9 protein-coding genes are annotated in these 15,547 nt (G+C 32.8%); 4 read left to right on the forward strand and 5 right to left on the reverse strand.

Annotated features, from left to right (window positions below; genetic code table 11):
• Nucleotides 1–476: 476 nt before the first annotated feature.
• A complete protein-coding gene (locus tag N7277_RS10485) occupies nucleotides 477–3,266 on the reverse strand; it encodes a type ISP restriction/modification enzyme (protein WP_274779493.1) in 2,790 nt (929 codons plus the stop codon).
• Between the two features lie 198 nt (nucleotides 3,267–3,464).
• Nucleotides 3,465–4,247, reverse strand: a complete 783-nt coding sequence (locus tag N7277_RS10490) for a T9SS type A sorting domain-containing protein (protein WP_274779494.1) — start codon at nucleotides 4,245–4,247, stop codon at nucleotides 3,465–3,467.
• Between the two features lie 587 nt (nucleotides 4,248–4,834).
• Here N7277_RS10490 and ligA point away from each other — a divergent pair.
• Together ligA and N7277_RS10500 are read left to right on the forward strand one after the other, a co-directional pair.
• A complete protein-coding gene (ligA, locus tag N7277_RS10495; RefSeq protein ID WP_274779495.1) occupies nucleotides 4,835–6,841 on the forward strand; it encodes an NAD-dependent DNA ligase LigA in 2,007 nt (668 codons plus the stop codon).
• A 55-nt stretch (nucleotides 6,842–6,896) separates the two neighbouring features.
• A complete protein-coding gene (locus N7277_RS10500; RefSeq protein ID WP_274779496.1) occupies nucleotides 6,897–7,343 on the forward strand; it encodes a hypothetical protein in 447 nt (148 codons plus the stop codon).
• A 56-nt stretch (nucleotides 7,344–7,399) separates the two neighbouring features.
• Here N7277_RS10500 and N7277_RS10505 read toward each other — a convergent pair whose 3' ends face one another.
• Nucleotides 7,400–7,828: a hypothetical protein gene (locus N7277_RS10505; RefSeq protein WP_274779497.1), complete on the reverse strand. Its 429-nt coding sequence runs from the start codon at nucleotides 7,826–7,828 to the stop codon at nucleotides 7,400–7,402.
• Between the two features lie 231 nt (nucleotides 7,829–8,059).
• Here N7277_RS10505 and N7277_RS10510 point away from each other — a divergent pair, with 231 nt between their 5' ends.
• Nucleotides 8,060–9,625 carry a SulP family inorganic anion transporter gene (locus N7277_RS10510; RefSeq protein WP_274779498.1) on the forward strand — a complete coding sequence of 522 codons (1,566 nt, stop codon included), beginning with the start codon at nucleotides 8,060–8,062 and terminating at the stop codon, nucleotides 9,623–9,625.
• 75 nt (nucleotides 9,626–9,700) lie between these two features.
• Here the strand turns inward: N7277_RS10510 and N7277_RS10515 are convergent, their stop codons facing one another.
• The gene (locus tag N7277_RS10515) at nucleotides 9,701–10,177 is read right to left on the reverse strand and encodes a hypothetical protein (protein WP_274779499.1); all 477 of its coding nucleotides are present in this window, start codon (nucleotides 10,175–10,177) and stop codon (nucleotides 9,701–9,703) included.
• Between the two features lie 145 nt (nucleotides 10,178–10,322).
• Here N7277_RS10515 and N7277_RS10520 point away from each other — a divergent pair, with 145 nt between their 5' ends.
• Nucleotides 10,323–12,461 carry a S46 family peptidase gene (locus tag N7277_RS10520; RefSeq protein ID WP_274779500.1) on the forward strand — a complete coding sequence of 713 codons (2,139 nt, stop codon included), beginning with the start codon at nucleotides 10,323–10,325 and terminating at the stop codon, nucleotides 12,459–12,461.
• Between the two features lie 206 nt (nucleotides 12,462–12,667).
• Here N7277_RS10520 and N7277_RS10525 read toward each other — a convergent pair whose 3' ends face one another.
• Complete coding sequence (locus N7277_RS10525; RefSeq protein WP_274779501.1) at nucleotides 12,668–15,538, reverse strand: M16 family metallopeptidase; 2,871 nt, start codon at nucleotides 15,536–15,538, stop codon at nucleotides 12,668–12,670.
• Between the last annotated feature and the right edge of the window lie 9 nt (nucleotides 15,539–15,547).

Consider the following 15,547-nt stretch of genomic DNA (forward strand, 5'->3'; position numbering starts at 1 on the left):
GCAACGAGTTGGAAATAAAAAATCTTTTTCCCCGACCCTAAAGGGAGAGATTTTTTATAATGATCTAAATGATGAGGGGTTTCTTTTGCAAACCTAGAAAACCTTTTTCCCTGCCTATAAATAAAAAATCTTTTTCCCCGACCCTAAAGGGAGAGATTTTTTATTAAGATTTAAAGGATGAGGGGTTTCTTTTGCAAACCTAGAAAACCTTTTTCCCTGCCTATAAATAAAAAATCTTTTTCCCCGACCCTAAAGGGAGAGATTTTTTATTAAGATTTAAAGGATGAGGGGTTTCTTTTGGAAACCTAAAAAACCTTTTTCCCTGCCTATAAATAAAAAATCTTTTTCCCCGACCCTAAAGGGAGAGATTTTTTATAATGATCTAAATGATGAGGGGTTTCTTTTGCGAACCTAGAAAACCTTTTTTTCCAATCCTAAAGAGAAAGATTTTTCTTGGTATTTTTGGGTGGAAATTATTAACCATAAAAAAGCACGGGGTTCGTGCTTTTTAATTTTTTATGGGGTGTTTTTTTTGGCGTGAGCTCACGGATTACAAATCCGGGAGATCGGGAAAGTTTGGAACTTTCAACTTCGGCAAAGTTTAAAACTTTGCCGAAGTTTTCTTTGCCGAAGTTCTCTTTGCCGAAGTTTTCTTTGCTGAAGTTCTCATCATCTACGCATTTCATGCCGAGTTTTGCTTCTATCTCTGCCAGAATTTTAGGATTGAAATTAGGGATTCTTTCTCGCTCATCAAATGCAGTGGATTCTTGATAAAGGTAAAGCGGAAAATTATATGATTGAAATCCATAAAAATTTATATCTGTTAATGATTTATTTAAAAAAATTGTTTGAAAATTAACTGTATTAACTTGAGTTCTCATCAAACTTAAACCATAGTTATCTTTAAAATAATTAGCAAGAACGCTTGAGAAAGATCTCTTTAAAAGTTTTTCATCATAGTAAATAAATTTTTTCTCAAATGGTTTATATTCAATTATTCTTAATTTATCTTCATTAAAATTAGCACTTTTTATTCTATCTATTAAATTATAACTAGAAGAATCTTTAATATTAAATTCATTTACAAATTTAGAATCAACATCTTGTTCCAATAAGAATTTCATTCTTTTTAAGAGTGTATCTTTATTATCATCAATAAACAATTTATCTCTACCAGTCTGAATCCCAGATATAAATTTCAAAAATAATTCATCAATTTTAAATCCTTTATCATAGCTTTCGGCTCCTTCAAAATCTTTATTTGCAAAAAATAAATTAGGTTCTAAATTTTTTAATAAATTCCAATCAATACTTTTTATTGAATTATTATTTAAAAAATCATATTTAAAACTTCTCTTTCCTTGTAAATCATATTGGTATAATTTACCCAAATCTCCTTTCTTTTTTTGATTGGTTTTTACAAATAGATTAATGGAAACGCCTTGCATAATGTCAAACACATTTTGGTCTGCACTTCCATCTGGCGCAGTTTCTTTCTTTTTAGAATTTCCGTGTAAATCTAAAATGTAGATTTTATCAAAGCTTTCAAGCAAACTTCTACGCATTTGGCGGTGTATAATTCCGTCAACAAAAGAATTATTAGAAATGTAGGCTAAAATCCCTTCTCCGTTTTTATCTACAAAATACTGTCCAAATCTTATGAATTTTATGTAATCATCAGAAAGTGGTTGTATATTTCTTTCGTTAAGATTTTTCTTATAATCTTTCAATAAATTTTCAATCCATTCACTTTTATTAGAAGAACTTACAGAATACGGTGGATTTCCAATGACGCACATTACAGGGGTGTCTCGCTTAATTTGGTTTGCCAAAGTAGATTCATCAGAAAGCCAACTGGCAAAGAGTGTACCTGTATCTTTGTGGTGTTCTTCCAGAGAATTGGTGAGGAAAATATTAAAACGCTGGTCTTGGTTGGTTTCGTAACCTGTTTCAGAAAGCAACATATCTAGTTTAAGATGTGCCATAGAATAACTCGCCATCAAGAGCTCAAAACCATTAATTCTTGGAATGAGGTCTTTTTCTACATATTGAGGCCAAATTCCCTCGTTAATATTTTTAAAATTTTCTTCGTAAATGTGTTTGATGGTTTCGGCTAAAAAGGTTCCGGTTCCTGTTGCAGGGTCTAGAACTTGCACTCTATGGAATTCTTTATCTACTTTTTTGCCGTGAAAATCTACTTTGCTTTTGATTTTAGAAGTATCTGCCAAACCTTGAGATAATCCAAATTCAGATTTCAGCAAATCATCTACTGCACGTACAATAAATTGTACCACAGGTTGCGGCGTGTACCAAACGCCACGAGATTTACGGAGTTTTGGGTTGTATTTTCCCAAGAACGTTTCGTAGAAATAAATAACGGGGTCTTCTTGTCTGGTAGATTTCCCAAAGTTTTTCATAATGTCCTTCACATCAGAAGCGAGGAAAATCTGCACCAATTCTTCTACAATCCATTTGAGACGTATATCTAAATCAAAACCTGCAATATGTTGGAATAATTTTCTGAGGAAAGGATTAGATTTCGGGATAAGATTGGCAGCTTCTATTCTATCAAACGTAGGCAAAGTAGGGTCGTGATAGCGTGCCACGAAAAGTCCGTAAGCAATGGTTTGAGAATAGAGGTCTGAAAACAACTGATTGTCTATATCATGAATCAGCATATCTTTAAACGCTGTTCTCTGCTGTACCAATTCTGTATTTTTTTCCGCCAAATCGTCTTCGTCTAAAGCATTGTGAATCACATCTGCCATTAACAAAGCTTTGTTTGCCATCATTTCTGCTAGTTTTTCAGAATTTTTGATGGTTTGCGAAACTTCTTGCCCAAAATCTTTGATGAGATGAATGAAAGATTCAAAGTTTTTCTCATGCGGAACGATTTCGTTCATCAAGATTTCGCCAAGAGCGATTTTGGTTTTCAGTTCGCCATTTTTATAAAATTCAAAATGTAGATAATCTGTAATAATCAGATTTTCGAGTGCGTTTCTATAACGGTCGAACTGTGGTTTATTTTTCTTATGGTCTATTCCCAATTTTAAGTCTTTGGCTTCTATGTAACCAATGGGCACCTCTTTTTTGGAAACAATATAATCTGGAGCGCCACATTTTTGGCGTGTTGGCTCATTAATTACGGCAAATTCTTTGCCTAGAATCTCCTGAAGCAGAATTTGTAAATCTCCACGATAAGAATGTTCGGTTGCATTTCCTGCAAAATATAATTGAGAAAGTTTAGAAAGGTATTGATTAATCATAGTTATTATTGAAGTGCATAAAATTAATGAAAAGTTTTGGAAAAATGTTATTGGAACAAGAAAAAGCACAGCGTAGAATGCTGTGCTTGTATTATTTTTTTTATGATGTAAACTCATGGATTATAAATCCTTGAGGCCTTTGGTCTGAAACTTTAGATAAAAAAACACTCTAAAAGAGTAATTCTTATTAAAGAAAATTTACTTTTTAATAAATTTAAGTTTGGTTTGGTTTTCTAGGACAACATAATAAATACCAATAGGCAAACTATCAATATTAATGCTGTTAGAATTATCTATTTTACCACTTGTAACTATTTGTCCGTTTGCATTGATAATGCTATAATTGGTTTCCTTTTTTAAACCCTTTACAAAAATTGTTTTGCTACTTGGATTAGGGAATAATGAGATTGTATTCATATTATTTTCAGGAACAGATAAACTAGTACAATTGAAATTAAGTCCTAAAGGGACATCAAAATCAGCAAAATCAACAAAATATTGTCCGAAATTAGGAAGCAGTAAAGTTTGCCCTTCGTTTAAAGACGAAACAAATCTTTTAGACCCATCATTTAAATCTTTTTTTGGATAGGCAGTTGCATTTGCTAACAACTCTAAAACCACCCAATAATTACCTGGTTGTATTGAAACATTTGAAGTAAGAGGGGTATATTTAATGATTGATCCATCTGCACTGGTAAGACTTTTCATTTCTGTTTTCACAATAAGATCTCCCATTTTCCCATTATTATCCTTAAATAATGCCATTTGGCTTTGGTCTGATTGTGCAACATTTAGTGCCTCTAAACTAGCAAGTGTTCCCTGATTAGCTACTGTTACTTTTAGTCCAAAAGTATAGTAACCAAGATCAATTGTACTATTATATTGCTTGGCAGGATCAATATTTAGGTTACTACAATTTTGCGAAAATAAATTACTTACATTAAAAAGAAATAAAGTAATAAAAAAGATAGTTTTTTTCATATAATTTTTTTTAGGTTGTAAAAATACTTTATTTTAGCAGAATTTACAAATAATATTATATACAGCCAGAAATTTAATAAAAATTACAGCTTTTAGGTGTGTACTTATAAATTTCTAGAATTAAGATTTGACCGCTGTGCATAGTTTGTTACTTTGACCAATGATAAATGATAAAATAAAGTTGGAAATAGAGAATTGATGATGATGGCTAAAAGTTGTAATTTTTTCGAGAAGAGAGGAATGACAGGGTTTTATGATGTGGCTTATTTTTATCATTAAGTTCACTAAGTATTGGTGAAATAATTGCGTTTTTAAGTTCTCAAAGGAACATCATAGATGTTCTATGATGTTCACAGGTTTTTCTATTTACACTTTTAGAAAATCTTTTTTTTCATAAAGAGATTCTTTACTTTGCTGCGCTTCATTCAGAACGACAGGGTTATGTTTTCAACATTCGGATTATAAATCCTAGACATTAGGTAAGACACTTGCTAGATACTTACAGGATAAAGACAGGACACTTGCTCTTTTCCTTAACCTAGTTTCCAACTATTTTATTTATTTTTGCTAAAATCTTTCTACAGAAAATGCCTGAACATATCCTACAAAGAATAGAAGAATTAAGAGAAGAACTGCATCAGCATAATTACAATTATTATGTGTTAGATGAGCCTACGATTTCGGATTTTGAATTTGATGCCAAACTTAAGGAATTGCAAGAACTGGAAGCAGCGCACCCAGAGTTTTATGACCCGCACTCTCCTACCTTGAGAGTTGGTGGAGAAATCACCAAAAATTTCCCTACCATTCAGCATCAGTTCAGAATGTATTCTTTGGATAACTCTTATGATTTCAATGATTTACAGGATTGGCACACCAGAATTTCTAGAATTTTAGAAACAGAAGACATAGAATTTGTCGCCGAACTGAAATATGACGGCGCTTCTATTTCCATTTTATTTGAAAACGGAAAGCTTTCTCAAGCGGTAACCAGAGGTGATGGTTTCCAAGGCGATGAAATCACTGCCAATGTGAAGACCATTAAAGACATTCCGCTTCAGTTGCAGGGAAATTTTCCAGAAAGATTTTTTATGCGTGGCGAAATTTATCTTACACACAACAACTTCAACAAAATTAATGAAGAACGATTGGCAGAAGGTTATGACGCTTTTATGAATCCAAGAAATACCGCTTCTGGAAGTCTGAAACTGCAAGATTCTGGCGAAGTGAGAAAGAGAAATCTTTCGGCGGTACTCTATCAATTTGTGAGCGAAAACAGTCCTGCGGAAACGCATTTCGAACTGCTTCAACAGGCAAAAACTTGGGGTTTCAAAATTTCTGAAAACGCCCAACTCTGTAAAAACTTACAAGAAGTACAAGATTTCATCAATTTCTGGGACGAGAAACGCAAGAAACTGAATTTCGAAATTGACGGAATTGTTATTAAAGTAAATTCCCTAAAACAACAGCAATTATTGGGTTACACCGCAAAATCTCCACGTTTTGCAATGGCTTATAAATTTAAAGCCGAAAAAGTAGAAACAGAATTACTCAGCATCGATTATCAAGTGGGAAGAACTGGCGCAGTAACCCCTGTTGCGAATTTGGCTCCCGTTCTCTTGGCTGGAACCATTGTAAAACGCGCTTCTCTGCACAACGAAGATATTATCAAAAAACTGGATTTGCATGTAGGAGATTTCGTCTATGTAGAAAAAGGCGGAGAAATTATTCCGAAAATTGTAGGTGTAAATCTTGGAAAACGAAATGTTTTTGCTACAGAAGTTCAGTATGCTACGCATTGTCCAGAATGTGGAAGTGAGCTGATTCGTTTAGAAGATCAGGCTGCTCATTTTTGCCCTAATGAAACGCATTGTCCACCACAAGTTGTGGGGAAAATGATTCATTACGTTTCCAGAAAAGCTTTGAATATAGAAAATTTAGGCAGTGAAACTATAGAACAACTCTACCGTGAAGGTTTACTGACCAACATTGCAGATTTTTACACTTTGCGCAAAGAACAATTACTTCCATTGGAAAGAATGGCGGAAAAATCTGCCCAAAATATCATTGACGGCGTAGAAAAATCTAAACAAATTCCTTACGAAAAAGTATTGTACGGAATTGGCATCAAACACGTAGGAGAAACGGTTGCGAAGAAACTAGCGAAGAATTTCCCAAGCATTGATGATTTAAAAAATGCCACAGAAGAAGAACTTTGCCAAGTAGAAGATATTGGTTCTAAAATTGCGGAAAGCATTGTTTCTTATCTTCAAAATCCCGAAAATTGGGAGATGATAGAACGATTGAGAAGTTATGGCGTTCAACTGGAAAAAGGCGAAAACACCACAGAAGTTTTGAGTACTGTTTTAGAAGGCAAAACCTTTCTTTTCACAGGGAAACTTTCGCTTTTCACGCGTGAACAAGCCGAAGAAATGGTAGAAAAGCATGGCGGAAAAAACATTTCGGCAGTGTCTAAAAACCTCAACTATTTGGTAGTTGGAGAAAAGGCAGGAAGCAAACTCAAAAAAGCGCAAGACATCGGTACAATTACGATTTTAGATGAACAACAGTTTTTGGATTTGATTGAAAGTTAATAATAGTAAATTTATGAAATCAAAATTCACCTTTAAATCATATTTTGTTTTGATTATGTCAATCATCCTTGCTTGTTTAATAATTTTTATTATTCCAGCATTTTTCGATAAGCCATATTATGATGATAAAATTTTTCCAAAACTTTTCCTCCCTTCAATCCTCACATTCACACTTATATATTTAGTAATTGGTGAGATTAGAACAAAATGTATTATCGTTGAAATAAACATAAATAAAATTAAAGTCAAGCGTTTTTTGGGAATTATAAATAATGAATATAATCCTTCTGAAATTACTGGATGGAAATATTCTCATCTGTCCTCAAGAGGTGGAACATATGAATATCTATACTTGTACTCTAACAATAGAAAGGTAATAAAAATTTCAGAATTTTATCACAAAAATTATTTAGACTTAAAAAATAAAATTGAAAAAGACTTTAAATTTTTAGGATACGAAGAATTTTCTTTAAAAGATGAGTTTATTGAAATTTTTAAGTAAATATAAATTTATCATTTAATAAAAAAGCTCAAGAAAATTCTTGAGCTTTTGCATTTTTAAAGAGATACTTTTACAGCTAATTCGTAGAAATGAGAATTGGCTAACCTTTTCAATTTTTCTTTTAAACATGGAGAGTTATGATAATCTCCACTAAAAATAATCACGTTTTGAGCATTGAGTGTATTCTGATTTTCGCACTCATAATTTTGTTCATGTTCGGCTGGTGTATATTTTTCAAAAAACTCATCATTAGAATAAAAAACCGTGTAATCCTTTGAAAGTTCTACATTGAACGGCATTTTCTTTTCTACTAATTTGGCTTTATCTGAAAATTCTGGCTCTATTTTTCCGTCATGATATACAATCTCTGTGAGTTCGCCATTGTTTTTTTGAGCAAATTCTTCTGCTTGTTTGTAGTTTCCAAAACCCGTGTAGATTTTGAAATTACCCACCATAAATTCTAATATTTTTTTCCCGTAATGCATTTAATTTTTATTTTTTTTCGTTATGCTCTATACTTTTTATTTTTTCTATTTTTAAAGTGTTTTCGGCTTTTTCTCAATATACCACTCAACGTCATTTTACGATACAAAACTAGATGAAACAAGTGCTTTACCCCTTACAATATTTTCTTGATTTGATACAGAATTAACATTTTATAACATTCATGAACCAACGTTTTAAATTTTCTTAAATTTGTAGTAAAATTTAGAACAATGGATTTGCATCTTGATAGAACGTTTAAGTATTATTGGTTAATGTTTAAGAGACACGATTTATCAGCAGGTCTCACGGTTTTTCTAGTTGCACTTCCCTTGTGTCTGGGTGTAGCATTAGCTTCTGGAGCACCACTTTATTCAGGAATTTTATCAGGTATTATCGGTGGAATTGTAGTAGGTGTTTTGAGCGGTTCAGATTTAGCCGTTTCTGGTCCTGCTGCAGGTTTAACCACGGTTGTAGCAGCATCTATCATTAGTTTAGGTGATTTTCAAACCTTTTTATTAACCGTTATTATAGCTGGCGTATTCCAAATTTTGTTAGGCGTTTTAAAACTGGGTGTTTTTGCCAGTTATTTTCCTAGTTCTGTGATTAAAGGAATGATGGCTGCTATAGGAATTATATTGATTTCTAAACAAATTCCATTGGCATTAGGTTATAATCAACCCGATTTTTGGACCAGTGGTTTTGTACAAATCTTTACCTCTAAAAATTTCTTAGGAAACCTGGTAGAGTTTAATTCTCATATTACCAGAGGTGCGGTTTTTATTTCTGTGATTTCCTTAGCGATTTTAGTTCTGATGAAGAAACCCCAGTTTCAAAAATACAATATGATTCCTGCTCCACTTTTGGTGGTTGCTTTTGGAATTTTAATCAATTTTTTAATGAATCAATTCGGTTCTTCTTATGCTTTAAAGCCAAATCAATTGGTTAGTATTCCAGAAAATATGTTCGCAGAAATTAAGTTTCCTGAATTTTCTAAAATCTTGAATAATCAAGAAATTTGGAAAGACGGGATTCTCATAGGAATTTTGGCAACGCTAGAGACTTTGCTATGTATAGAAGCAATGGACAAACTAGACCGTCACAACAGAATAACCCCTGTAAATCGTGAATTGATTGCACAGGGAATTGGTAATTTTCTATGCGGACTTTTAGGTGCTGTTCCACTCACCGCTGTAGTTGTAAGAGGTTCTGCCAATATAGAAGCTGGCGCAAAGACTAAAGTCTCAGCCTTCATGCATGGAATATTTTTATTACTCTCTGTACTACTGATTCCGTTTTTGATTAACATGATTCCGTATGCTTCTTTATCTGCTATTTTGATTATTACAGGTTTTGGACTCACGAGAGTTGAGATTTATAAACATCTTTTCAAACTCGGTTTAAAACAATTTATTCCTTTTATTGCAACCATTATCATTATCCTTGTAACAGACTTATTAATAGGTGTTTCTATCGGTTTATTGATTTCTATTTATTACATCATCAAAGAAAATTTCAAAGAAAACTACGAAATAGAAAAAACACATTTTCAAGGTATTGACCAATATAAATTGAAACTTCACAGCAATGTAACCTTTATTAATAAAGTAAAAATTAAAAATGCTTTGGATAAAGTTCCCGCTTATTCTGTATTAACTATTGACGGCTCCGAAATCCATTTTATAGACTATGATGTTTTAGAAATTATCTCAGATTTCAAAAATAAAGCACATGACAGACACATTCAGCTTCAAATGATTAATATAGAAACCGTAGAAACTGCAGCGATTTCTCATTAGAAAAAAGCCCTCATAAAAGTATGAAGGCTTTCGGTCTAAAAATCAAATACTGAAAATATGAAGTAAAATTGTTTTTTATGAATGATTTGTTTTTACGGCAAGTTCGTATACATTTCCTCGCATTAAAAACTTTATTCTTTCTCTAGTAGTTACGGTATTTACACCGCTTTCATCTGTGATAATGATTCTATCTCCTAATGCAATATTTTGGTCAGAAAAAACATCTTCTGGCAGCATGTCATTTTCTGCTTTTTTCATGTCAAAAAGAATTTGATCTGCCATTTCTTGAAATCCTTCAGCATCAGAATAAAGCACTCTGTAGTTTGGGTGGTCTGGTAATTCTACCTTAAAAGGCTTTCTACTTTCTAATAATTTCGCCGAATCATTTGGCATAGGGTTATCAGAACCATCTGTAAAACCTACTTCTACCAATTCACCTTCATGCTTGTTAGCATAATCTAACGCATCTTCAAAAGTTGCAAAATTGGTTGTCACCGTATATTGGTCAAATTCATAATGCTGTAATCTATCTTCGGTGTGATGTGTAGTCATTTTGTAAAAATTTTGTGATTTGGTAAAGCAAAGATAGATGGCCATGTTTTCAATTATCTTACACAATTATGTTAAATACTTTCAAAATTGTGAGATGATGATTTTTTTGATTAATTTTAGGCACTCATTTTAAAATTATGAATTAATGCTTAAGAAAACGTTTATTATAGCGACATTATTTCAGGCTGCTGCTTTTTTTGGTCAGCAATACGGCGGAATGTGGATTCCTACTGAAATTAATGAAAAAGAGATGAAATCTCTGGGAATGAAAATCAAAGCCCAAGACATTTGGAACACTGAAAAACCGAGTATTAAAGACGCTGTGGTTCAGTTTGACGGAGGTTGTACTGCAGAAATTATTTCACCAAAAGGTTTATTATTAACCAATCACCACTGCGGTTATGATAACATCCAAAGCCATTCTACCGTAGAAAATGATTTATTGACCAATGGATTTTGGGCAAAAAACATGGGCGAAGAATTGCCAAACCCTGGCGTTACCGTAGATTTTGTTACGGATATTAAAGAAATTACTCAAGATATTTTAGGCAATACCTCTTCATTAAGCGGAGCAGATTTGACTAAAAAAATCAATGAAAATATAGACACTTACAAGAAATCTCAAAAAATAGAATCTTACCAAAGTATTATTGTAAGACCTATGTTTGCAGGGAATAAATATTATGCATTTGTAGTAGAAACCTATGAAGACATTAGATTAGTAGGAGCACCACCACAAAGCATTGGTAAATTCGGTTCTGATACGGATAACTGGGTATGGCCAAGACATACTGGCGATTTTTCTATGTTTAGAATTTATGCTGACAAAAACAACAAACCAGCGGAATATTCTAAAGATAATATTCCTTTTACTCCAAAACATTTCTTACCGATTTCTGTAAAAGACATTAAAGAAAATGATTTCACTTTTGTTTTCGGATTTCCAGGCAGAACCAATGAATATTTGCCAAGCGTAGCGATTGAAAAAATCATCACAGATACCAATCCTGCGAGAATTGAAGTAAGAGACATCGCACTTAAAACGCTAGACGAAAAAATGCGTGCTGATGATGCCACCAGAATTAAATATTCATCTAAATACGCTTCTGTAGCCAACTATTGGAAAAAATGGATTGGCGAAACAAAAGGTCTTAAAAAATCAAATGCTGTTGCCAAAAAACAAGCTTATGAAAGTTCTCTAGTGGCTAAAAATTCAGAAATTAAAACGTCTCTTGATGAATTTAAAAAACTGTATGACCAACAAGCGCCTTACGCTTTAAACAATGCTTATTACAATGAAATTCTAAGAAATGCCGAAACATTAACGCTTGCTAATCTGTATTATACTTTTGTACAAAATTATGAAGCAGGGAAAGTAGATAACAAAACTGTTCAAGGATTCAAAAACAGACTTTCTGGCATTTATAAAGATTATGATGGCGAATTAGATGCTAAAGTAACCGCTAAACTTTTGGCTTTATACGCCAATAAAACAGCACCAGAATTTTTACCAGAAGGTTTTGCTCAATTTAAAGATGTGAACCAAAATCTTCAAATCCTTGAAAACTGGAGCAGAAATTCTGTGATTTCAGGAAGAAATGCGGTAAACGGAGCTACGGTTTATTCTAATGTAGACCAAGTTTTTTCTAATCTTCTAGAATTGGTAAAAACTTTAAAAGCTGACCCTATTTATCAGACTTTAACCAAAATGAGAGAAACTTATGTAGCTAAAGCAGATGCTCAATATGTAGGTTTACAAAGTAAAATAGACGCTTTACAAAAAAAATATTTAGCGCAAATGATGGCTACAGATACCGAAAGAAAATTCTTCCCAGATGCCAACTCTACGTTGAGAGTAACATACGGAAAAGTAAAAGGTTCTAATCCTGCAGATGCGATTTCTTACCACTATGAAACCACTCTAGACGGTGTAATGGAAAAATATGTTCCAGGAGATTATGAATTTGATGTTCCACAAAAATTGATTCAGTTGTACAACACCAAAGGTTATGGCGATTATAAAAATGCTGCAGGAAAAATCCCATTAGCATTTACTGCTACCAATCACACTACAGGTGGAAACTCAGGAAGCCCAGCTCTTGACAAAAAAGGAAATCTTATCGGTTTAAATTTTGACAGACAATGGGAAGGTACCATGAGCGACATTAATTTCGATCCTAGATTCAGCAGAAATATTATGGTTCAGACCAAGTATATTTTATTTATCATTGATAAATTTGCTGGAGCAAGATGGTTATTAGACGAAATGAAAATTGTGAAATAATTTTTGATAAATATCATTAAAGAAACGCGCCAAAAGGCGCGTTTCTTTTTGTATAATCTAAACATGAAAAAAGCCTCAGAATAAATTCTGAGGCCAAACACAAATGATGAAATTTACTCTTACCTCTGTAGAGTGATACAAAGGTAGATCAAATGAAAATTCTTATTCTTACAATTTTACGAATGAATTTTATAGAATTTTCAGTTTTAATATCCAAAAATTTCTTCTAAACCCACTTCGTAAAAATCTCCTAAGTTCTTAATCGCAGAATGGTCTAAATTTTCTTTTTTACCCATGACAGCTACATTATAAGAAATGGGTTTTAATTCTTGATTGTAGAATTGGGTTAAATCTTCCAACTGTAGATTTTCTATTTCGTGGTAAATTTTTTCTCTAATATCATAATCTATTCCTATTTTTTTAAGATTTAAAAAATTAAAGAAAATGTTGGTTCTGGTTATTCGGGTAGAAGCAATTTGTTTCAGTGCAGAATTTTTAGCATTATTAAATTGCGTAGGAATTTGAGGTAAATCTTTCATTAAATCATCCATCGCATCTACTGCTAAATGTAATTTATTAGCTTGTGTACCAATGTAACTTACCACGTAATTATGTCTATCAAGATAAGTTGCGGTAGAGTAATTTACATACGCAGAATACGCTAAACTCTTACTTTCTCTGAGCTCCTGAAAAACAATAGATGATAAACCTCTGCCAAAATATTCATTAAAAACATTTATTTTCCCGTAGTTTTCGGTATTCAGTTGAGAAGCCCTACCAATCTTACTCATTTCCATCTGAACCATGTCATAATTGGTAAAGAAAACTTTTCCTTGAGTTTCAAGTTCTTGATAAATTTTCGGCTTTGGAATGGTGAGCGTTGCTTTTTCTAACAACGGTTGAATTTTTTCCTTGAACCCATCAAAATCTTTACCGTAGAAGAAAATTTCATAAGGTAATTTGGTCAAATTCTTCACTTTTTCAGTAAGGTACTCAACTTTCGTTTCTCTCAATTTTTCTTCAGAAATCACATCTCTGAATCTGGAATTTTCACCAAATTTTGCATAATGACTTAATGCCGTCATGATTCTTGACTTGTCTTTTTTAGCGACATTTCTGCTTTCTAAAATCAATTCTATCGTACTTTCATAGACTTCATTATCAGGTTTTACTTCGGTAATCCAATGTTTTAAAAGTTCAAAACCTTTGATTAGATTTTCCTCAAAACCAGTAAGCGAAATAATCATTTGGTCGTCATACGTTTTGAAATCATTACTAATTCCTAATTTAAAAAACTCTTGACTTAATTGGTCAGCCGAAAAACGAGAAGTTCCCAAATATTGTAAAACTTGCACTGCTAAGAAAAGCTCTTTATCATGGTCTGTTCCTATCTTGTAAATCAAATGCAACTGCGCAATTTGATTGTATTTATTTTTGACAAAACTGATTTTTTTATCTCCTATTTGGGTTTCTTCGATGATGCTTTTATAATCAATAAATTTCGGAGTAATTTCTGAAGATTTTTCCTCAAGAATTTTGGTCAAAAACTCAGATTGTGCTTCTCTATTGATTTTAACTGGAGTAATTCCCGGATTTTCTACTCGGATAAGATTTTCATTTTCGCCACGCAATTTTTTGACGATTACATAATTTTTTTGGAAGAATTTTTGTGCAAAATCTACCACTTCTTGCTTGGTAATTTTCTCAAATTTTTCAATTTCCGAAAGTTCTTCTTCCCAAGTTCTGTCATTGATATAAATTCCGTAAAGTGCTGTTGCTAAACCATCTGCAGTTTCTAAATTTCTGATTTTCTGCAATTTCATATCATTGATAATCGCAGGAATTAACCAATCTGGGAAATCACCATTTTTTACCTTTTCTATCTCTGCCAAAAGCAATTGTTCTGCCTCTTCTAAAGATTGATTTTCCTTCGGAACAATCATGAGCGAGAACAATCCGTATTGCTTAAAACCCAATTCATAAGCATAACTTCTGAGTGCTTTATGCTTTTGGTTAATGTTTAAATCTAGCAAACCTGCTTCACCAGAATTGGAGAGAATCTGTGCCACCATTTCTGCCAAATGCTCTTCTTTGGTTCCATAAGAATCTGTTCGCCAAGCAATATTTAACCTTGGCGCAGAAGGACTTTTTACAATTCTTTCTACAATTTCAGTTTGAGGTTCTTCTATAATTTTTTCTTTCTTCGGAAGTTCTTTGTACTCAAATTTTCCAAAATATTGATCGACTAAAAGAATGGTTTCCTCGAAATCTAAATCTCCCACCAAAACCATCGCCATGTTATTAGGCACATAAAAATCATTGAAATACTGATGAATAGCCTTCATAGAAGGATTTTTCAAATGCTCAGATTTCCCCAAAGTGGTTTGTTGGCCGTTAGGATGTTTCGGAAAAAGTGCTTCCATAAGCGCATAATTCACCAGCCTCACATCATTATCTTGTGCACGATTAAACTCTTCATAAACTGATTCTAACTCAGTATGAAAAAGCCTTAAAACCAGTCCAGAAAAACGCTCTTTTTCTATTTTTAACCATTTTTCCAATTCATTATTCGGAATGTTATTTTTGTATACGGTTTCGTCTAACCAAGTATGGGCATTGGTTCCTGTAGCACCAAGAGAAGAAATGGCTTTATCATATTCATTGGCAATAGCATATTGACTGGCTTCTTGAGAAATTTCGTCTATTTTTCTATAAATTTCCTTCTTTTTTTCTGGATTTTGCTCAGATTTGTGTTGTTCGTACAAATCAGAAATTTGGTCTAATAACACTTTTTCTTTTTTCCAATCCAGAGTTCCTAATCTGCTCGTTCCTTTGAACATCATGTGTTCTAAATAATGCGCCAATCCTGTATTATCTGATGGATCATTATTGCTTCCTGTTCTTACTGGAATATACGTTTGGATTCTGGGAGCATCATCATTCTGAGCCAAATAAACCGTTAATCCATTGTTTAATTTGTAGATTCTTACCCCCGTTTCATCTCCTTCTACTTGTTGGTAATTGTACCCGTTTTTATCTGTGTAATTTTTAGTTGTTAATGATAATTTCGTCTGCATTAATTTCTT

Origin of the sequence: Cloacibacterium sp. TD35 (genome assembly GCF_028864635.1) — a bacterium.
GTDB lineage: Bacteria > Bacteroidota > Bacteroidia > Flavobacteriales > Weeksellaceae > Cloacibacterium.